Here is a 21,062-nt window from a genome sequence, read left to right as displayed (position 1 = left end):
TATCAGCTCCGGGGCGAAAAACCCGGAATAGCCAGCGGATTTTCCATCAGCGCGGCACGGTCTGGCCTATCGAGCGCAGGGCGCCCCAAAAACGCATCGAACAGCTCACGCACATAGGTTTCCGGCAGATCCTTCACGATCATCACCAGAAGCGTTTCCCGCTTATCCTGCGGCCATTGCGGCAGGCGCGCTGGCGGATGGAAAATCTTCTGCACCCCGTGAATGACAACCGGACGATCCGGGTCTTCGGCAATCTGCACGATCCCTTTCACACGCAGAAGCTTCTCCCCATGCGTTGAACGCAGAAGATCCAGGAACATGTCGAAGGTCGATAGCGGGATCGGCGCATCGTGACGAAGCGAAAAGGACCGGATCGCATCGTCGTGGTGATGATGATGCGCATGGCCATGATCGTGATGGTGTTCGTGGTGATGATGATGGTCGTGATCGCAATTCGGCCCGCAAGCATGGTCAGGCCCATGAGAACGCCCATGATGGGAGTGGTCATGATGACCGTCCTCATAGGCTTCCGCCTTGAGCCAGCGCTGCACGTCCGCCGATTTCGTTTCCGGATTATAGAGACCGCATTCAAAAAGCGCCGCATAACCCGTGCGCTGTTCACCGGCTTCCAGAATGTCTGCGCCGGGATGGAGCGCATGAAGACGCGCCTTCAATGCTGCCAGTCCTGACTGCGCTTCCGGCAGATCGGTTTTGGTCAGCACGATGCGGTCGGCCATTGCCGCCTGCTTGACGGCTTCCTCGTGATTGTCGAGCGTCGCCATGCCGTTAACGGCATCCACGGTCGCCAGAACACCGTCCAGCCTGAAAGCCTGCATGAGCACCGGATGCCCCATGATCGAATGCAGCACCGGCGCCGGATCGGCGAGCCCGGTGGTTTCGATGATGACGCGCTTCAACGCCTTGATGCGCCCGGTCTGGAGCCGGTCGATCAGGTCGGCCAGCGTATCCACCAGCTCGCCGCGCACCGTGCAGCACAGGCAGCCGTCGGAAAGCTCGATCACGCCCTCGCTCGCCTGCTCAACCAGCAGATGATCAATGCTGATCTCGCCGAACTCGTTGATGATAACCGCCGTATCGCTCAGCGCCGGATCTTTCAGAAGCCGGTTGAGAAGCGTCGTCTTGCCTGAACCAAGAAAACCGGTCAGCACGGAAACGGGAATGGGATTCGGCATATCAGTTGATCGCGGTGGTATTGGCACCGGCGGAACGCTGCGGACGCGGCATTGGCACCGGAATCTGCGAAATGTCGAGCTGGCTCGGGCGGGTCGTCGGACCCGGTTCGGAAACCAGACCGACGCGAACCGGAACCGGATCGCGATCCATCGCATGGATATAAGGCGAATTGATTTTCAACTTGCCCTCGACATCGCGACCGTCCCAGCGATCGGCCATGGCCTGCTGGCTGCAGATAGCCTTGCGCATATCGACGGCCTGATTGAGATTTCCGCCGGCTGCGGGGCGCAAGGTCGCCAATGTAGCACCACCGCTCGCATTTGCCCTGAAAGCGTCAGTCATCAGCTGTGCTGCCTGAACCGCGCGCGCTTCCTGCCGGTCCGCACCGAGAACAATCGCCAGCACCGTCCGACCGTTGCGCGTGGCCGAACTTGCAAGATTGAAGCCGGATGCACAGACGAAGCCGGTCTTCATCCCGTCCGCCCCGTCATAGCGGCCAAGCAGGATGTTGTAATTGGCCTGAACTTTCTTGCCCGCGCCCGGATCGATCGCCTCGGTCGCAAAATAATGCGCATATTGCGGAAATTCGCGGCGCAGCTGCACGGCCAGAACCGCCAGATCGCGTGCCGTTGTGTAGTTATTGGGATTATGCAAGCCGTTCGGATTGGCGAAATGCGAGCCGACCATACCGATACGCTGCGCTTCCGCATTCATGCGCTGCACGAAACCGGATTCCGTTCCGCCCACGGCCTCGGCAACGGCCACAGCAACATCATTGGCCGACTTAACCAGCATGATCTTCAACGCCGTATCGAGCGTCATGACCGATCCCGGCTTGTAACCCATCTTGCTCGGCGGTTCCTTGGCGGCGTTCACCGTCATGCGCACCGGCGAATCCAGCGTCATCTGGCCCGACTGAAGCGCACGGAATGCCACATAGGCCGTCATCATCTTGGTCAGGGAAGCGGGATACCAGCGCTGAAAAGCTTCCTGCTGCTGGTAGACCTTGCCGGTTGCCACATCCACTGCGATCGAGGGATTAGCGGCGGCGGACGCCAGTGCGGTCGCGGACAAGCCAACAGCTGCAAACCAGATTTTCAATGATTTCGACATCATTCCGTAGTTCCAATCGAAATAGCCTGCAACTTCTGCGGGTTCGAATTGCTCTATAATGGGAGATTAACGCTTTCTTTATCTATGCCATGTGGCGATGAAAAGGCAAACAGGGATTGCCCGCTTTCACCGAAACGTCATATCCTGTTTCCTTCAAATCACGCCCAATCCGGGGAGCCATCAGAAAATGCCAGTGTTGAATCGTGCCGTTGAAACGCAAGCGAAAATTGCCGCATGGCGCCGAAAACTGCACCAGAATCCTGAACTTCTCTATGACGTGCACGAAACTGCACAATTTGTCGAAGACAAGCTGAAATCCTTCGGTTGCGATCTTGTGGAAACAGGCGTCGGACGCACAGGCGTGGTCGGCATCATCAAGGGTCGCCATGGTGATGGGCCGGCAATTGGCCTGCGCGCCGACATGGATGCCCTGCCCATCACCGAAACGAGCGGTGTCGAATGGGTCTCGCAAAATCCCGGCAAGGCGCATTCCTGCGGCCATGACGGACACACCTCAATGCTACTGGGCGCAGCGCAATACCTCGCGGAGACCCGCAATTTCCGCGGCTCGGTCGCGCTTCTGTTCCAGCCTGCCGAAGAAGGCGGCGCCGGTGGCCTCGCCATGGTCGAGGACGGCGTGATGGACCGTTTCAACATTTCGGAAGTCTACGGCATCCACAATATGCCGGGCCTGCCGGTCGGACAGTTCGCGATGCGAAAAGGCCCGATCATGGCAGCGACGGATGAATTCGATCTCTTCATCACAGGTCGCGGCGGCCACGCAGCGCAGCCGCATCGCACCATCGATCCGATTCTGGCAGGTTCCCAGCTGATGATCGCCCTTCAGGGCATTGTTTCGCGCAATGTCGATCCGCTCGATTCACTTGTGATCTCGGTGACGAAGTTCATTGCAGGCGAGGCTTATAATGTAATCCCGGAAAAGGCGACGCTGTCGGGCACTGTCCGCACGCTCAAGAAGGAAACCCGCGCCTTTGCCGAACGCCGTATCCGTGAAGCTGCCGCCGGTATCGCAGCCGCCACCGGTGCGGAAATCACCGTGCGCTACAAGAACAATTATCCGGTCACCTTCAACCACGATGCACAGACGGAGTTTGCCGCCCGCGTCGCCAGCGCTGTGGCGGGCGAAGGCAAAGTGGATGAGAGTGTCGAGCCGATGATGGCGGCGGAAGATTTTTCCTACATGCTGGAAGCGCGTCCCGGCGCCTATATCTTCCTCGGCAATGGCGATACGCCCGGCCTTCACCATCCGGCCTATGACTTCAATGACGATGCCATTCCCTATGGCGTCAGCTATTTTGTAGCGGTAGCGGAAACGGCGCTTGCCGCCTGATAGCTGAATAAATCCGCCTGCCCCGCTTTTTGCGGGGTTGGCGACAGCTATGAAAACCAGTATGTGTCTGAAAGCATTCGCAATGCCGGAATCACCGGCGAATGCTCATCGGTTGGTCCCGTAGCTCAGTAGGATAGAGCGACAGATTCCTAATCTGTAGGTCACAGGTTCGATTCCTGTCGGGATCACCACCGCATTTCACCCCTCATACGGCCAGTTGGCCTGCGAGAAGACACCACCATCGACCCAGATCGTCTGGCCGGTAACAAAACGCGCCGCATCGGAAGCAAAGAACAGGACCGGGCCGGAAATGTCCTCCGCTGTTCCCACCCTGCGCAGCGGCGTGATGCGTGCCCAGGTGTCGGCATAGTCGGGCTGTTCTTCTGCCGTGCGTTCATTGAGGATCGCGCCGGGGGCCACGCAATTCACCCGGATGCCGTGCGGCCCAAGCTCCACCGCCGAAGCCTTGGTGAACTGCTCTATGCCGCCCTTCGATGCTGTGTAGGAAACCAGTTTCGGAAAGGCGAGCTTGTTGCAGCCTGATCCGATATTGACGATGGCGCCGCCCTTGTCGGCCTCCACCATGCGCTTCGCGGCAGCCTGCGTATTGAGGAAGCAGCCTTTCAGATTGGTGCGGATGACATCGTCCCAACCATCCTCGGAAAGTTCCAGCAAGGGTGCCCAGGTCTGGATGCCTGCATTGTTGACCAGCACATCGGGCGCATCACCGAACCAGTCGCAGACCTCATCGAAGAAGGCTTCGACCTCGACACGTCTCCCGACATCGCAGCCAAGCCCCAGCGCCTGACCGCCCGCCTCTTCGATGGCTTCGACGAGCGATTGTGCAGCTTCGTCATCGTGCTTGTAGCTGAAGGCCACCGTGTAGCCCGCATCGGCAAAAGCACAAACGAGATGCCTTCCGATGCCGGTACTCCCGCCCGTGACGACTGCAAACTCACCCATGCCAAATCCCTCCCGGAAGTATTCCCGGTCACGAATTTAATAGGTTTTCAGCGATGGTAAACCGGCAAAAAACAAAATAGCTTCCGTATAAATGCGAGGAGAGAAAATGAACCCTGACATCAAGGAAGCCAATGGCGCGTGCCACTGCGGAACGGTGCGCTTTCGTGTTAAACTTTCGGATGGCCTTAACACTGCGCGGCGCTGCACCTGCTCCTATTGCCGGATGCGCGGGGCCGTCGCCGTTTCTGCAGAACTGGACGGACTGGAAGTGCTTGAAGGTGAAGATGCGCTGACGCTCTACCAATTCAATACCGGCGTGGCGAAACATTATTTCTGCTCGAAATGCGGAATTTACACCTTCCACCAGCGCCGTTCCAATCCGCGCCAGTTCGGCGTGAATGCGGCTTGTCTGGAGGGCGTATCACCATTCGATTTTGCGGTCGTCGAGGTGAATGACGGCGTGAACCACCCCTCCGACAATCCGAGGCGAAAAGGCTCGGATGTCGTGGGCTATCTGCGTTTTGAACCGGTCGTTGACGGGGACTAAATCCGCGCGCGCTGCTTGTGCTCGTTCTTCTCCCATGAAAACAGAACTGGCGGCAGCGGATCAAGGCCACGAATAATATCCGCACCCTTTTCGCCGATCATGATGGTCGGCGCATTGGTGTTGCAGGACGGAACGCGCGGCATGATCGAGCTGTCGCATACCCGCAAGCCTTCGAGCCCCCGCACTTTCAGATCGAGATCTACAACCGCCATTGCACCGGTTCCCATCTTGCAGGTGCCGACCGGATGATGATCAGTCTTGGCATTGGCACAGGCATAATCGAACAGGTCATCGTCACTGACGACCTTCGCGCCCGGCAGGCGTTCGGCCATAACATAGGGCTTCAACGCATCCTGCTGCATGATTTCGCGCGCGATCTTCAAACCCTCAAGGGACATTTTGCGATCATGCGGATCGCTCCAGTAATTGGGGTCGATCAGCGGTGCCGCAGCCGGGTCGCTGGAAGCGAGCCGCACCGTTCCACGCGAGCGCGGATGCAGATAGGCGGAATTGAGTGTCACACCCGCATTTTTGAGCTTTTCGACACCTGCCTCGATCCCCGAACCAAGCCCCAGATGGAACTGGATATCCGGCGAACGGGCATCCGGATCGGCATACCAGAAACCGCCGGTTTCAAAGAGGCTCGACGCCACCGGGCCAGAGCGCAGCAGAATATATTGCAGCCCCGCTCCCAGTGTCCGATGGAGCTTTGCCACGCCATCATAGGTGTGATCGCCGGTGCATTCGGCAATGACAAAGAGATCAAGATGATCCTGCAAGTTTTCGCCCACACCCGGCAGATCATGCTTCACGTTTACGCCGAGTTTTTTCAGATGGTCGGCAGGGCCGATGCCCGATTGCAGCAGGAGTTTCGGTGAGCCGATGGCGCCGGAAGAGACAATCACCTCGCGGTTTGCGCGCAAGACCTCGCCGCTCATCAGCGTGACCCCGGTTACGCGGGTCTTTTCCAGCTCGATGTTGCGCACCGGCGCATTCATGCGCACGGTGAGGTTCTTGCGATCTTTGATCAGCGCGAGATAGGCAAGCGATGCGGAGGAACGGCGGCGATTGCGTTGCGTGAGCTGATAAAAGCCGACGCCCGCCTGTTCGCGACCGTTGAAATCCGGATTATACGGGATGCCCAGTTCCTGCCCAGCACGGATATAGGCGTCGCAGATCGGCAGTGGTGCGGATGGCATCGAAACACCAAGCGGCCCGCCATAGGAATGAAAATCATCGTTGAAGCGCTGATTGTCTTCGGCGCGTTTGAAATAGGGCAGCACATGGCGATAATCCCAGCCGGTGCAGCCATCCTCGCCAGCCCATAGATCATAATCAGCCGCATTGCCGCGCGTATAAATCTGCGCATTGATGCTGGAGCCACCGCCGATGACTTTCGCCTGCGTGTAGCGGAGCACGCGGTTTTTCAGGTGCTTCTGTGGAACGGTTTCCCAGCCCCAGCTCGCCACGCCCTTGGTCATCCTGGCAAAGCCTGCAGGCATGTGAAACAGTGGATTCCAGTCGCTTCCTCCGGCTTCCAGCAGCAAGACTTTCACCGAAGCATCTTCGCTCAGACGATTGGCGAGAACACAACCGGCAGGCCCGCCGCCAACGATGATATAATCGTAATTCATTTGTTTCTCCTCCCGAGAAACTAAAGCTTCGCGATAGACAGGCCGCCATCGGCGTTGATCACCGACCCAGTGGCAAAGATGAAATTTCCGCCCGCAAGCCCGGCCACGATGGCGCCGACATCACCCACCTCGCCCCAGCGCTTCATCGGCACCAGACCGCCTTCGATCAGCCCGTCGTAACGCTCGGAGACTTTCGCCGTCATATCGGTGCGGATAATGCCGGGGCGCACCTCGAACACGCCGATGCGCGCCTCGGCAAGCCGCAACGCCAGCCCTTGCACGAAGGCCGTCAATCCGGCTTTGCTGATGCAGTAATCAAGCCGCTCCGGCGAAGTCATCACTGACGAAACCGAACTGATCGTCACGATACTGCGTGAGAAACGCACTTCGGTTGCGGCAAGCATGGCCTTCACCACAGCCTGGGTGAAAAACACCGTGCCACGCAGGTTCACATCCATGATCGTGTCGAAGTTTTCCGGCTTCAGACCCAGAAAATCCCCGCGTTCGACCGAACCCATGCCTGCATTGTTGACCAGACAATCGATGCCGCCAAATTCCTTCAGCACCGCGGAGACAGTTGCCTCATGCATTCCAACGGCAGCCAGATCGCTTTCAAAGAAAACCACCTTTCCGCCAAGCGCGCGTAATTCATGGATGACAGCATCGTCATGCTCGCGATCAGTAATCGCCAGATCGAACCCTTTGGCGGCCAATGTGCGGGCAATGCCAAGCCCGATGCCACGCCGCCCACCGGTTACCAGTGCAACAGGTCGTTGATGGTTCATGCCAGCACCTCCCGGTTAAGACTGTCCGCCACGCGCAACGCCTGTGCGGCGATGGTCAGCGCCGGGTTGACCGCCGCCGATGTCGGCAGGAACGACGCATCCACCACATGAAGATTGGGATGATCGTAAGCGCGGCAATATGGATCAAGCGGCGCCGTCGCCGGATCGTTGCCGATGCGCACAGTGCCGCATTGATGCGATGGCGTGCGCCGGTCGAAGGCGCGCGACAGCACCACTGGAAAACCTGCCTGCCTGAGTGCTGATTTGAGCTTATCGACCAGCATCAGATGCGCTTTCCAGTTGCTGCGCACCCAATGCAGAATGATGCGGTCGCTATCCACTGTCACGCGGCTATCCGGCGATGGCAGGTCTTCGCTCATCGCATAAAAATCGATCGTATGACGTGCAATGCGGTTCAGCAGCCATTCCGGCACGCGGGGCATATTGGCTTTCAGGATTTCGCCCGACACTCGGCCAAGCAGTTGCACATTGCCAAGCGGCGGTCCGCCTGCTCCATCCGACAGATAGTAATCATTGAAACCGAAAGTCTTCTGGTGGATGGAATCGTTGCGATAGCGCGGGTCGAAAGCAATCACCGCGCTGGAATTGTGGTTCATGAAATTGCGGCCCACCTGATCCGAGCGATTGGCAAGGCCGGAGCGTAGCAGAAGCGCTGCTGACTGAACTGCGCCAGCGGATAGAATAACGAGCTTGGGGCGCAGAACCAGCGTTTCGCCATTCTTCACATAATGAACTGCGGTGATCGCCTTGCCATCCGGCCCGGTTTCCAGCCGCGTCACCCTCGCTTGAGTTTCAAGCCGCACATCAGGATGTTTGAGGGCAGCCGCAAGCGAACAGGATTCCGCATCCATCTTGCCGTCATCGCTATTGGGAAATGCATCCCATGGCGTTTTAGCCTTTGCCAGCCAACGGTCGATATCGACACCCAACGGCAAGGAAGCCGGGTGCAGTCCCGCTTTCTTTAATCGGGCACGCACATCGGCCATTGGCCGTTCGTCACGGATCGCCGGATAGGGATAGGACTTTGAATGTTCCGGTTCGGTCGGATCATCGCCCAGTTCACCCCGCACCTGAAAAAGCTGCTCAGCACGGCTATACCACGGCTCCAGCTCCTCATAGGCGAATGGCCATGCCGGAGACACACCTTCCAGATGCGTCATCTCGGCAAAATCCTCGCGGCGATAACGGATCAGCACCGCGCCAAAGAACTTGGAATTACCGCCAACATTATAATAATTTCCGGGATTAAACGGCGTGCCATCCGTCTCGTACCAGAACTCTTTCGGGCGAAAGAAACCGCGCTGGAAAATTGCCCGTGCATCGCGGTTTTCCGGTCGGTCCGGCAAGCGCTCTCCTGCCTCAAGAATAAGAATGTCCGCACCTGACGCGGCAAGACCGGCAGCCATTGTCGCGCCGCCGATACCAGATCCGATGATGACGATATCCGGCTGTCCTCCCAAAGCCGTCACTCCTTACTTGCCTTGTGGCATCCACCAGCCGGTGCGCGCACCGATATGCATGTTGAGCGTCTTGGTTTCGGTGTAATCCTCCACCGCATGACGGCCCAGCTCGCGGCCCAGACCCGATTGACGATAACCGCCAAACGGCAGTTCCGGCGTGCCGTCCATGAAGGTGTTCATCCAGACTGTGCCAGCGCGCACCTTGCGACCAATGCTCATGCAGGTATCGAAATCGCGGCTCCACACGCCTGCCGAAAGTCCGTAATCGACCGCATTGGCAATCGAGATTGCTTCATCCAGCGTATCGAAGGAAAGTACCGACAGAACCGGGCCGAACACTTCCTCACGCGCCACAGCCATGTCGGCCTTCACGCCTGCAATGATGGTTGGCCCCATATATTGGCCAAGGCCGAGATCCAGTACATCGCCGCCATGAGCAATTGCGGCACCCGCCTTTTTGGCCTGATCGACATAGGTGCCAACCTTTGTCAAATGCTGCGGCGTGATGATCGCGCCAACCTGCGTACTGACATCGAGCGGATCGCCGACGATGACTTTCTTCGACAGATCAGCCACGCGCTCGACAATCTCATCGACAATCGAGCGATGCACGATCAGCCGCGAACCGGCATTGCAGCACTCGCCTGCATTGAACCATGCGCCAAAAACGGCAGCATCGATAAAGGCATCCATATCCGCATCAGGAAACAGGATTTGCGGGTTCTTGCCGCCAAGCTCAAGCGATACTTTTTTCAGCGTTTGTGCAGCGTTGGCCATGGTCAGCTTGCCCACACCGGTTGAGCCGGTGAACGACACCATATCAACATCTGGATGCATGCTCATATGCTGGCCAACATCAGCGCCCGTTCCGGTGATGATGTTGACAACACCGTCCGGCACGCCTGCTTCAGCCAGAATTTCGCCGAGCAACAATGTCGATCCGGACGTCAGCTCCGAAGGCTTTACGACTGCCGTGCAGCCCGCTGCCAAAGCAAATGGCAGCTTCTGACCCACGATCAGGAACGGGAAATTCCAAGGCGTAATGATGGAAACAACGCCAATTGCCTCGCGCAGCACGACACCAAGGGTGCCATCACCCAGCGTATTATAGCTTTCACCATGCAGATCGCGTGCGAGCGCTGCCGCATAGCGCCAGATATCCACGGAACCAGCAATTTCGCCGCGCACCTGAGAAATTGGTTTGCCGGCTTCAATTGCGTCAAGATAGGCAAGCTCTTCGGCCCGCGCTTCAATCAGATCGGCGGCCTTTAGCAAAATCAACGAACGCTGCGATGCGGTTTTAGACGACCAGCGCCCGTCATCGAAAGCCTTACGAGCGCTCGCAACCGCGCGTTCCACATCGGCCTTGTTGCCGGCCGGATAGCGGCTCACCGTCACTCCATGGCCGGGCGCCACACGTTCAATCGTTTGGCCACTTTCACTGCCCACCCATTTTCCATCGATCAGCATGGAGAATTCGCGGACTTCCAGCCCGGTCAACGGCTGCGGTTTTACGACTACGCTCATCACCATTTTCCTTCAAAATTTGCTTCGCGCTTTTCGGTAAACGAGCGCACGCCTTCTTTCAGATCGCCGGTCTTGGCGACAAGGATGGACCCCAGCGCCTCGACTGCCGTGCCACTATCCTCGCCATTGGCGACCGACAGCATCAGTTTGGAAATTTCCAGCGCAGCCGGTCCGCGCTTGGCCACCCGCGCCGCATAGTCCTGCGCCGCCTGCAAGGCTGCACCCGTCTCCACCACATGATCCACCAGCCCATGCGACAGCGCTTCTTCTGCGGTGAACATTTCGCCACCCAACACCATGCGGCGCACGATCTGCGCACCAAAACGGCGCACAAGACGCTGTGTGCCCGACCAGCCGGGGATCATGCCGAGCGAGGTTTCCGGCAGGCCGATCTTGGCCTGTCGTTCGACAATGCGAATATCGGCGGCACCGGCCAGTTCCAGACCACCACCCAAGGCATGGCCGTTCATCGCTGCGATCAGTGGCACACGCAAGGTCGCAAGCCGCTCGAACACACGATGACCGTAGCGCACCCAGGCATGGCCGAATTCCTGCGGTTCCATGCCGCCCCATGCCTTGATGTCACCACCGGCGGAAAAGGCTTTGCCCTCGCCCGTCAGGATCGCAACTCGTACACTGCTATCCGCTTCAACCCGATCACAGGCGGCAGACAATTCCTGCAGAAGCTCGATATCAAACGCATTGAGCTTTTCGGGCCGCTTGATGGTCATGACCGCGATGTGGTTCTCAATCGAGATGTCTATCCGTTGAGCCATTTAAGCCTCCAGCTTTCGCGCAGGCTTTTGCGGCAATTCAAGGCCGATCGGCTCGTCGCGGAACAGCGCCTCATCCATGAGCTTGAGCTGATCCGAAACGATCAGTGGAAACTCAGCCTGATCAAGAATATGCGTCTGCAAATCCACACCCGGCGCAATCTCGGTAAGCACAATGCCTTCTGGCGTGAGCTTCAGAACCGCACGTTCGGTGACATAGGTAATGTCCTGTCCCTGTTCGACACCGCGCGGACCGGAGAAGGTGACATGCTCAACCTCATTGACGAGCTTTTTAAGCTTGCCTTCCTTCTCGATCACCAGCTTACCGTCAGCGACCGACAATTTCGCCCCGGCATTGAACATGCCTGAAAAGACGATCTTTTTGGCTCTTGCGGTAATATCGACAAAGCCGCCAGCGCCCGCCGTTACATGCGGACGGAATGACAGCTTCGACACATTGACCGAACCGTCACGTCCGATCTCAAGGAAGGACAACAGCGAGGCATCGAATCCCGCGCCCTGAAAATAGGTGAACTGATAGGGCGACGGCATATAAGCGTCTGCATTGGACGCACAGCCAAAAGCAAAATCGAGAAGCGGCACACCGCCGACAGCACCCTGCTCGATCACCCATGTCACCGCGCCATGCAGGCCCTCTTCCAGCAGAATGCGCGGCACATTGGCGGAAATGCCAAAGCCCAAATTGACCGTACTTCCCGCCTGCAATTCCTGTGCGACACGCCGCGCAATCGCCTTCTGAATATTGAATTCCGCCAAACGGAACGTATCGAGCGGACGGAAAATCTCGCCGGAAATTGCCGGATCATAAAGCGTCTGTGTTGTCTGCTTCTGGTCGGGATCAACCACGATATAATCGACCAAAACGCCCGGCACCCGCACATCATGCGGTTTCAGCGTGCCTTCCTTGGCAATGCGTTTGACCTGCGCAATGACGATACCGCCATTGTTGCGTGCAGCCAGCGCCTGATCAAGACCGCCAAGATAAGCACCCTCATGTTCATAGGTGAGGTTGCCGCGTTCATCAGCGGTCGTTGCCCGGATAATCGTGACAAGCGGCACGATATTGGGGAAATAGAGCCAGTCCTCACCTTCAAAACTGACCTGTTTAACGACCGGCTCCTCACGCGCCTTGTCGTTCATCGCCGTACCCTGACGCTTGGGATCAACGAAGGTATCAAGCCCCACCTTGGTCAGCACGCCGGGGCGTTTGGCGGCGGCTTCGCGATGCATGTCGAATAGAATGCCCGACGGAACATTATAGGCCGGAATCTCATTATTGGTGATCATCTGCCAGATCAGCGGCGGCTCGGCGCTCGACGGTCCGGAAGGATATGAGCCGCCGATGATCTTTTTGAGAAGCCCCTTTTTGGCGATGTAATCGACACCCTTGATGCCACTCATATCGCCAGCCGCAATCGGATGCAGCGTGGTTATATTCTGGGGATGACCGGTTTCATCAAACCGCTCGCCAATGGCTTTCAGCATCATATCCGGACAGCCGAGGCCACTCGATGAAGAAACCGAAACGACAGCGTTGTCGGGAATGAGTGATGCTGCTTCCGCAAATGAAATATGTTTGCTCATAATGTTCAAAGTCCTGAATGAACAGCGGTTGCCTTACCGGTCTTTGCAGCCTCAAGCACGGCAAGCCCGGTCGCAAGCGACCAGATGCCATCCTCCAATGTTGCCGAAGGCTGTCCTTTGCCTGCGATGGCATTATGGAAAGCCTGTAAGGCGGTTTCGTAGAGATTCTTCTGGTCGAGCGGCAATTCGTACTCGCCATCCTTGTCACGCAGAATGACGGTCCCGACCGGCTTTTGCGTCATGACATTGCGTGCAATAAGCGAGCCTTCGCTGCCATGTATCTCGAAGCCGGTTTCCGCATATTTGGTGGTGAAAGCATCGTGGAACTGAGCGATAACGCCGGAGGAGAAGCGCAAAACGCCCATCACGCCATCTTCCAGTCCTTCGCCGCTGAGGCCCCCTTGCTGGCTGAAAGCCAAGGCCTCGACTGGGTTTTCACCCAGCACAAAGCGCAATGTATCGGCATCATGCACGGTAATATCGAGGATCACACCGCCGCCCGCATCGGGCCGTTCAATACGCCACCCCTGCAAATGAGGCGGCAGATAAACCGCATGGAAAACCCGCGCACCCAACACTTTGCCGATCCTGCCACTGGCAATGGCATCACGCATGGCACCGTGGCTTGCGGCATTGCGCAAGTGATGATTGGTACCCGCAACCACGCCCGCCTCGCGAACCGCTTTCAACATCTGGTGCGCGTCAGAAAGCGTCAGTGCCAGTGGCTTTTCGCAGAGAATATGCTTACCTGCTTTGGCGGCAGCAATCGCCTGATCACGATGCAATTCATTGGTGGTGGAGATATAAACAGCGTCGATTTCCGGATCGGATAACAGCGCATCAAGGCTTGTCACAGAGCAGGCAATCCCGTTCTCGCGGGCATAAGTTTCGCCACGTGCAGCATTGGTGCTGTAGACGGACACTACTTCGCCACCGGTGGCGCGAATAGCTCCGATCACCCATTCTTTTGCAATGGTGCTTGCGCCTATAAGGCCCCACTTTGCCATGCGAATTTCTCCTCATTTTTGAACGGCGCACCACAACTTGCACGCACCGCAAGACGCACCGACAAGCGCTGCGCCTCCGCCTCCACCCGTTCCGAATTGATCTGCTTCAGCAAAAGCTGCGCCGCACGTTCTCCCAAACCTTGCGGATCGACAGCCACAGTCGTCAGCGCTGGAACAGCAGTCTTGGCTTCGATCACATCGTCAAAACCAACCACGCCAAAATCACGGCCCGGCTCCAGTTGCGCACCGCGCAAACCATCGCAGACACCGAAAGCAACCGCATCGTTGAAGCACACCGCTGCCGTCGGCTTCATACCTTGCCGCAGCATCTGCTCCACCGCTTCAACACCGCCAGCGCGTGAAGGCGCTGCGGTAAAGACCAGCGCATCATCAAACACGATGCCTGCCTGCTCAAGTCCCGCACGATAGCCCGCAACTCTCTCGGCAAAAACAGCGGTATCCGCATAGCCGCCCATGAAAGCGATTACGCGATGCCCTAGCGACACCAGATGCTCAACCGCCTTTGCCACGCCGCCGCGGTTATCCGAAACGATGGAAGAAACGCCCGATCCCGGCACATCGCGCACCATCTGCACAACCGGCAGGCCACTTTTTGCCAGCGGTTTCAGATCATTAGCCTCGGTTCCACGCGCTGGCGAAACGATCAGCCCGGCAATGCCATGTTCACGCATCGAGGCAATCACCTCGCGCTGACGGTCAATGCTTTCCGCCGTGTTGGCTAGAAACTGCACATAGCCCGCCGACTGCATGACACGGTCCACGCCTACGGCCAGTTCGGCAAAGAAACTGTTGGTCAGGTCATTGACCACAAGGCCGATGATCTTCGACTTCGCCTGGCGGAGATTGGCAGCCGAGCGATTATAAACATAACCGAGTTTCTCGATTGCCTCCTGCACCTTGGCGCGGGTTTCGGCATGAACAAGCGGACTGTCACGCAGCACCAGCGAGACAGTCGATTTCGACACGCCTGCCTCGCGCGCAATGTCGATAACGGTGACGCTGTTCTTGCTCATGCCCTGCTCCGGTTTCGATTGCTGATTTAATTGGAACGTTCCAATACTGTCAAGAGCGGAGGCGGAAGCCGCTATTTTCTCTTGCTTCGCCACAATTGAAAGCCGGTTTTTAGGCGCATTTTCTGCGAAAGCGTGTACTTTTCACCTAAAATCACGCAAATCACATTTCTGCCTTAATTTTTGACCGGATTGTCATTTGGAACGTTCTAAACTAACAATCAGATATTCAGGCGGAGGAACGATAAGGGCATGAGCAACCATCAAGTGACATTGCCGGATAGCAAGGGAAGCCTGCATTCCTACACGCTGACCGGGACACCAACCTCACGTCCAGCAAACCCGCCGCAGTTCAATCGCATTGCCTATGCAGCAGCGCATGTGGTTTCCGATCCGCTGAAAGATGCCCGTCCATGGAACGACCCGGCGATCGACTGGGATGCGACCATGGCTTTCCGGCATCATCTGTGGAGCCTCGGCTTCAACATCGCGGAAGCGATGGATACGTCACAGCGCGGCATGGGACTGAACTGGGCAGGTGCGCAGGAACTGATCCGCCGTTCGCTGGCAGACAGCAAGACCGTAGCGGGCGCCGATCTCGCGAGCGGTGCAGGCACTGATCATCTTGATCCCGCCGATGCGAAAAGCCTCGATGACGTCATCAAGGCCTATGAAACACAGGCCGACTTCATCGAGAAACATGGCGGGCGTTTCATCCTGATGGCAAGCCGCGCACTGGCGCGCATCGCCAGGTCCCCCGACGATTACGCCAAGGTCTATGGCCGGATTCTCGGTCAAGCCCGCGACAAAGTCGTGCTGCACTGGCTGGGCGATATGTTCGACCCGCAGCTTAAAGGCTATTGGGGTTCGGAAAATTTCGACAATGCGCTTGATACGGTGATCGGCATCATTGAAGCCAATCGCGACAAGGTGGAAGGCATCAAAATCTCGCTGCTGGAGGAGCGCTACGAAATCGCACTGCGCGACCGCCTGCCGGAAGGTGTTCTGTGTTTCACAGGTGATGATTTCAACTATGCGCCGCTGATCGAAGGCGACGGAAACAAGCACAGTCATGCGCTGCTCGGTATCTTTGATGCGGTCGCACCACAGGCGTCCAGCGCGCTCGCGGCACTGGCCGCAGGCGACAATGCCCGCTTCCGTGCCATCATCGAGCCAACCGTGCCGCTATCACGGAAAATCTTTGAGGCACCGACACAATATTACAAGGCTGGCGTCGTGTTCCTGGCCTGGCTGAACGGTCACCAGAACCATTTCACCATGCCAGCCGGAATGCAGTCGGCGCGTGGCATTTCGCATTACGCCGACATATTCCGCCTTGCCGATCAGGCCAATGTTCTCGACCAGCCAGACCTCGCCATCAGCCGCATGAAACAGCTTCTGGCGATTTACCGCATGGAATGAAAACAGGCGGTGGCCTGTTTCTGCGCATATCTTTATCCCGAAACCGGTTTCCACTTTCAGGAGACATGCTTGCACCGCCTGTCTTTAAAAGCACTCAGCGCCAGCCAAGTGCTGGCGCAACATGCTTGAGGATCGACTCGATTACATGCGCATTGTAGTCGACACCAAGCTGGTTCGGCACCGTGAGAAGCAGCGTATCGGCTTCGGCAATCGCTTCATCCTTTTCAAGTTGCTCGATGAGCTTATCCGGTTCAGCCGCATAAGACCGACCAAAGACCGCCCGCAGATCTTCCTCGATATAGCCGATGGAATCCTGCTCGTTGCTTCCGCCACCAAAATAGGCCCGGTCGCGATCATCAACCAGCGCGAAGATGCTGCGGCTTACCGAAACACGCGGCGTGCGCGTATGTCCGGCTTCCTTCCAGGCTTCACGATAGGCGCGGATCTGCTTGGCCTGCTGGATATGCAACGGCTCGCCTGACTCGTCCTTCTTCAGGGTCGAACTTTGCAAATTCATGCCAAGCTTTGCAGCCCAGATCGCTGTCGCATCCGAGGCGGCACCCCACCAGATGCGATCCCGAAGACCTTCCGAATGCGGCTCAATGCGCAGCAGACCGGGAGGATTCGGAAACATCGGGCGCGGATTTGGCTGGGCGAAGCCCTGCCCCTTCAGCGCTTCGAAGAACACCTCGCCATGCTGGCGCCCCATATCGGCATCGGTCTTGCCCTCTTCCGGCGCATAACCGAAATAACGCCAGCCATCGATCACCTGTTCCGGCGAGCCGCGGCTAATGCCGAGCTGCAGACGGCCCTTGGAGATCAGGTCCGCAGCACTGGCATCTTCGACCATATAGAACGGGTTTTCATAACGCATGTCGATGACGGCAGTGCCGATCTCGATCTTGCTCGTCTTGGCGCCAACTGCGGCGAGCAGCGGAAATGGCGAGGCAAGCTGGCGCGCAAAATGATGCACGCGGAAATAGGCGCCATCCGCGCCCAGTTCCTCGGCGGCAACAGCAAGGTCAATCGATTGCAGAAGCGCATCGCTTGCGGAACGGGTTCCCGATTGCGGCGATGGCGACCAATGACCGAAGGAAAGAAAGCCGATTTTCTTCATGATGATGTTCCCTGATTGCGGGCAAAAGATAATTGTTATCGCCAAATATGGCGGCGCGCCGCCATATTGAAAGGGTGCTGAACACAGTGTTCAGCATTTGAACCCCGTCAGAATTCGAGCCGCTTTTAGTTGCGGGCATATCGTGTTCAATCCGGACAGGTTGCCGGACAGGCTGCCTGACAGATTACCCCACACGTTGACAGTCTATCCGGACCCGATTAAGCCTCAAATCTGGCGGATAAACCTTCAATCTGAGGTTATTGGAGAAAAGGTGTTTGCCGATAAGCAACGCACCAAAACAGGGGAGATTTTCATGCGTTCTATGCTTCTGGCCTTGCTGGCCGCAACGGCCATTGCCACCTCGGCACAGGCAAAAGACGTAACCGTCGCCGTAACCGCCATCGTTGAACATCCGGCCCTCGACGCCGCGCGCGACGGCGTGAAGGATGCGCTGGCCGAAGCTGGCTACAAGGAAGGCGAAAATCTCAAATTCGTCTATCAGTCCGCACAGGGCAACCCGGCAACCGCAGCACAGATCGCCCGCCAGTTCGTCGGCGAAGGCCCGGATGTGATCGTTCCGATCTCGACACCTTCGGCACAGGCTGTCGTTTCGGCAACCCGCGATATTCCGGTCGTGTTCACCGCTGTTTCCGATCCGCTCGGCGCGCAGCTCGTCAAGGACATGACAAAGCCGGGCGGCAACGTGACCGGTCTTTCCGATATGTCGCCGGTGGCAGAGCACATCAAGCTCATCAAGGAAGTGATGCCGAACATCAAGAAGCTCGGTTATCTCTACAATTCCGGTGAAACCAATTCCGTGTCGCTTCTGGCCGCACTGAAGGAAGCAGCTTCCGCCGAAGGCATCGAAATCGTTGAATCGGCTGCCACCAAGTCGGCTGAAGTTCAGGGTGCAGCGCGCGCCCTCGTCGGCCGTGCGGACGCCATGTATGTTCCGACCGACAACACCATCGTTTCGGCTCTGGAAAGCGCCGTCGGTGTTGCGGAAGAAAGCAAACTGCCGCTCTTCACTGCAGACACGGATTCGGTCAAGCGTGGTGCACTCGCTGCCCTCGGCTTCAACTATTACGATGTCGGCAAGCAGACCGGCGCCGTCGTGGTGAAGATTCTCAAGGGTGAAAAGCCAGGCGATATCGCTGTCGACATCGCCAAGGGCACCGATCTCGTCATCAATCTTGGCGCTGCCAAGAAGATGGGCGTCGAATTCCCGCAGGCTGTTATCGACCGCGCGACCAGCAAGATCGACTGATCGGCCTCCATATTGTAACTGGAACAGGGCGGGATGAACTCCCGCCCTTTTCTTTGAAATCTCTTTCCAACAGTTGAGCCTTTGAAATGCCCGCCATTCGCATCCTTCCCGCTGATGGCAACACCAATGGCTGGAGCAGGATGTTACAGTTCGCACGCCAAATGCAGCGCTCAAAGGCGATATCAAGGCCGACTGGATCGTACTCGGTGCAGGATATGCAGGCTTAGCCGCCGCGCGACGTCTGGCCGAGAACCGCCCCAACGATCAGATTGCATTGATCAATGCGCAGGAAGTCGGAAAAGGGACATCGGGACGCGCTGCAGGCTTTGCCATTGATCTGCCGCACAATGTCAGCTCGTCGATGGAAGAGCTGGCCAAGTCGCACAGCTACCGTGCGCTGGCGCGCGCAGCCATAGACCATCTCAAACAGCAGATTGACCAGCATGGCATCAACTGCGACTGGCGGCAGGATGGAAAGTTTCACGCGGCCGTTTCGGATCAGGAGATGCGTGAGGTTCTTGAACCAACCGTCAAAGAGCTGAGCGCCTTAAGGAACCATTCGACTGGCTTGAAGGCGACGCTCCCACCAAGCGGCTCGGGACAAGCCATTTCAAGGCCGCCATTTTCACCTATGGCACCTCGCTTTTAAACCCGACAGCTCTGGTGCGTGGCCTTGCCGACAGCGTGCGCGCTTTGCCAGGGAGCTATGGCGCGCACGCGGTGAAGTGTGACCGAAAGCGATCGAACCGAATGTTGTGATAGGCCTATTCAACCATCACGGTTTTCCCGGGCTGAATTGCCTCGACAGCTTCCATGTGAAACTATGCTGCAGTGCGCCGTTGGTCGTTCCAATCTGGGTACTGTAGTCGAGGCCAAGGGACCAGCGCCTGCCGATCTGATTGTCAACGCCTACTCCGATTTTGAAGCTGTCACGGTATGATGCGTCGACTTCAATTGCATAAGGCATAAAGCCGCCTATATCCGCATAACCTATTCTTGCCTGACTGGCGCCGGCAAAATCGTGCGAATATTCCAGGCGTCCGCGCAGTTTCAGTATCCCCCAATCCATGGGAACTGAATATTCGGAACGAATGCCGACCGTCGTAGAGAGGAGATCCACGGCCTGCTTGTCGAATGCGAGATTAAAGATGCCCGCGCCTGTTTCATCAAACGCGCCCAGCATTGTATGTGCCGCGTCGAGACGTGCGTAAGGAGAGAGCAGCCACGCATCATTGCGATACTCGTATCCCAACGTAACGGACCCGAAGACTTGCTTGCCGAGACGCTGGCCGCTTGCGGTTTCACCCGTTGCGGTAACATAGCGATTGCTGTCGAATTGCAGCCAGCCATAACCCAGAACCCCGTCAAGAAACATGTTTCGATACGAACGGAAGCTGCCGTAAAGCGCAGTGCTGAACATATCCCCGTCGTTTCGTGTGCCTCGTTCTCCTATGTCAGTGACGACACGCCCATATCCAAAGCCGATGCCGCCGGTGAATGACGGCGAAAAGCGATAATCGATGCCGCCGCTTATGCTGGTACCGGAATTCTTCTGGTTTGTGCCGTTATCATCGTCATTTTTACCGTAAGCCAGCGCGCCATTCGTCCACACTGAAAATTTACGGCGGAACGACGAGCACGCTTCGTTCGGGTCTGCTTGCCGTAGTTTGTCGAGAACATTCAAATCCGGATGCAATTGCTGGCCATCAAGGCTTAAATTGATTCCAACAGAGTTCGCGCGGCATTCGGCGTCACTGTGCAATTGTTCCAGCCGCTGATTGAAGTTTTCCAATTGCGTCTTGGCCAATTGGTTCGCAGTATCGACCTGTGCGCGCACAAGTCCGATGACTTCCTCGTCCTTGGATGGATCCGGACGCGCAACCACATCAATCGTTACAACTGCCGGGTTAGACGCTCCACGAGCGTTTGCAAGCGAATAGGTCAATTTCGTGCCACCGGAGAACGTTGTGGAAGCAGCGAAATAAAGGAAATACGCTTTTCCTTCACGTTTGATCCAGGTGTGACCTGCAGACTGTTCTGGCGTGGTTATAATTCGTGCATCGGTGAAAGGTCCTTCGGTTGCTCCCTCCGTCAGATTCAGAAACGCCGTGGTACCTGCCATCACTCTCATTGAATGGGATTGCGCAACCGGTAATGCTTCAGCGACAACCAGCGTATAGGTCATATGGCCCTCGTAGCCTTCCTTGTCGGTCGCGGTGACCTTCACGTCAAAACTGCGCGCCTC

General features: G+C 57.2%; 18 protein-coding genes and 1 tRNA gene. 6 read left to right on the top strand and 13 right to left on the bottom strand.

Annotation, left to right across the window (positions count from 1 at the left end; translation table 11 throughout):
• Positions 1-2 precede the first annotated feature (2 nt).
• Both AC1RHM_RS18935 and AC1RHM_RS18930 read right to left on the bottom strand, forming a co-directional pair.
• The gene (locus AC1RHM_RS18935; RefSeq protein WP_010657622.1) at positions 3-1,193 is read right to left on the bottom strand and encodes a CobW family GTP-binding protein; all 1,191 of its coding nucleotides are present in this window, start codon (positions 1,191-1,193) and stop codon (positions 3-5) included.
• Between the two features lies 1 nt (position 1,194).
• Positions 1,195-2,310, bottom strand: coding sequence for a D-alanyl-D-alanine carboxypeptidase family protein (locus tag AC1RHM_RS18930; RefSeq protein WP_012091110.1), 1,116 nt, complete (start codon positions 2,308-2,310; stop codon positions 1,195-1,197).
• Positions 2,311-2,494: 184 nt separating this feature from the next.
• Between AC1RHM_RS18930 and AC1RHM_RS18925 the strand changes: the two genes are divergently transcribed.
• A complete protein-coding gene (locus AC1RHM_RS18925; RefSeq protein ID WP_010657624.1) occupies positions 2,495-3,658 on the top strand; it encodes a M20 aminoacylase family protein in 1,164 nt (387 codons plus the stop codon).
• 114 nt (positions 3,659-3,772) lie between these two features.
• Positions 3,773-3,849: transfer RNA gene (locus AC1RHM_RS18920), tRNA-Arg, on the top strand.
• Between the two features lie 7 nt (positions 3,850-3,856).
• On the opposite strand, the gene AC1RHM_RS18915 is transcribed toward AC1RHM_RS18920, so the two are convergent.
• Positions 3,857-4,621 carry an SDR family NAD(P)-dependent oxidoreductase gene (locus tag AC1RHM_RS18915; protein WP_010657625.1) on the bottom strand — a complete coding sequence of 255 codons (765 nt, stop codon included), beginning with the start codon at positions 4,619-4,621 and terminating at the stop codon, positions 3,857-3,859.
• 106 nt (positions 4,622-4,727) lie between these two features.
• Here AC1RHM_RS18915 and AC1RHM_RS18910 point away from each other — a divergent pair, with 106 nt between their 5' ends.
• A complete protein-coding gene (locus tag AC1RHM_RS18910) occupies positions 4,728-5,168 on the top strand; it encodes a GFA family protein (RefSeq protein WP_010657626.1) in 441 nt (146 codons plus the stop codon).
• Here AC1RHM_RS18910 and AC1RHM_RS18905 read toward each other — a convergent pair.
• Genes AC1RHM_RS18905 through AC1RHM_RS18870 form a run of 8 tightly spaced genes read right to left on the bottom strand, consistent with a single transcriptional unit; the run spans position 5,165 to position 15,014 of the window.
• Complete coding sequence (locus AC1RHM_RS18905; protein ID WP_010657627.1) at positions 5,165-6,802, bottom strand: GMC family oxidoreductase; 1,638 nt, start codon at positions 6,800-6,802, stop codon at positions 5,165-5,167. The two genes, AC1RHM_RS18910 and AC1RHM_RS18905, sit on opposite strands and share 4 nt — an antisense overlap.
• 20 nt (positions 6,803-6,822) lie before the next feature.
• Positions 6,823-7,587 (bottom strand): 3-ketoacyl-ACP reductase, encoded by a 765-nt coding sequence (locus tag AC1RHM_RS18900; RefSeq protein ID WP_010657628.1) that lies wholly within the window; start codon positions 7,585-7,587, stop codon positions 6,823-6,825.
• On the bottom strand, positions 7,584-9,068 hold the full coding sequence (locus tag AC1RHM_RS18895; RefSeq protein ID WP_010657629.1) for an FAD-dependent oxidoreductase: 1,485 nt from the start codon (positions 9,066-9,068) through the stop codon (positions 7,584-7,586). Before AC1RHM_RS18895 ends, AC1RHM_RS18900 begins: the two co-directional genes overlap by 4 nt.
• 12 nt (positions 9,069-9,080) lie before the next feature.
• Positions 9,081-10,601 (bottom strand): aldehyde dehydrogenase family protein, encoded by a 1,521-nt coding sequence (locus AC1RHM_RS18890; protein ID WP_010657630.1) that lies wholly within the window; start codon positions 10,599-10,601, stop codon positions 9,081-9,083.
• Positions 10,595-11,371 carry an enoyl-CoA hydratase/isomerase family protein gene (locus tag AC1RHM_RS18885; protein WP_010657631.1) on the bottom strand — a complete coding sequence of 259 codons (777 nt, stop codon included), beginning with the start codon at positions 11,369-11,371 and terminating at the stop codon, positions 10,595-10,597. Before AC1RHM_RS18885 ends, AC1RHM_RS18890 begins: the two co-directional genes overlap by 7 nt.
• Entirely contained in the window at positions 11,372-12,973 is a 1,602-nt protein-coding gene (locus AC1RHM_RS18880; RefSeq protein WP_010657632.1) for an acyl CoA:acetate/3-ketoacid CoA transferase, read from the bottom strand.
• 5 nt (positions 12,974-12,978) lie between these two features.
• The gene (locus tag AC1RHM_RS18875; RefSeq protein ID WP_010657633.1) at positions 12,979-13,980 is read right to left on the bottom strand and encodes a Gfo/Idh/MocA family protein; all 1,002 of its coding nucleotides are present in this window, start codon (positions 13,978-13,980) and stop codon (positions 12,979-12,981) included.
• Entirely contained in the window at positions 13,959-15,014 is a 1,056-nt protein-coding gene (locus AC1RHM_RS18870; protein WP_010657634.1) for a LacI family DNA-binding transcriptional regulator, read from the bottom strand. The genes AC1RHM_RS18875 and AC1RHM_RS18870 overlap by 22 nt, the downstream gene beginning before the upstream one ends.
• 249 nt (positions 15,015-15,263) lie before the next feature.
• Between AC1RHM_RS18870 and AC1RHM_RS18865 the strand changes: the two genes are divergently transcribed.
• Entirely contained in the window at positions 15,264-16,433 is a 1,170-nt protein-coding gene (locus AC1RHM_RS18865; RefSeq protein WP_010657635.1) for a dihydrodipicolinate synthase family protein, read from the top strand.
• 94 nt (positions 16,434-16,527) lie between these two features.
• Here AC1RHM_RS18865 and AC1RHM_RS18860 read toward each other — a convergent pair whose 3' ends face one another.
• Positions 16,528-17,550, bottom strand: a complete 1,023-nt coding sequence (locus AC1RHM_RS18860; RefSeq protein ID WP_010657636.1) for an LLM class flavin-dependent oxidoreductase — start codon at positions 17,548-17,550, stop codon at positions 16,528-16,530.
• A 313-nt stretch (positions 17,551-17,863) separates the two neighbouring features.
• Here AC1RHM_RS18860 and AC1RHM_RS18855 point away from each other — a divergent pair, with 313 nt between their 5' ends.
• Positions 17,864-18,817, top strand: a complete 954-nt coding sequence (locus AC1RHM_RS18855; RefSeq protein WP_010657637.1) for an ABC transporter substrate-binding protein — start codon at positions 17,864-17,866, stop codon at positions 18,815-18,817.
• A 130-nt stretch (positions 18,818-18,947) separates the two neighbouring features.
• Positions 18,948-19,466, top strand: coding sequence for an FAD-dependent oxidoreductase (locus AC1RHM_RS18850; RefSeq protein ID WP_312195442.1), 519 nt, complete (start codon positions 18,948-18,950; stop codon positions 19,464-19,466).
• 126 nt (positions 19,467-19,592) lie between these two features.
• Here the strand turns inward: AC1RHM_RS18850 and AC1RHM_RS18845 are convergent.
• On the bottom strand, positions 19,593-21,062 hold a 1,470-nt coding region (locus AC1RHM_RS18845), incomplete at its 5' end, for an autotransporter outer membrane beta-barrel domain-containing protein (RefSeq protein ID WP_454503070.1).

Source organism: Brucella sp. GW823-FHT04E01 (assembly GCF_058796175.1).
The sequence above is the reverse complement of the archived record's forward strand: the minus strand, read 5'-3'. Positions and strand labels throughout refer to the sequence as shown.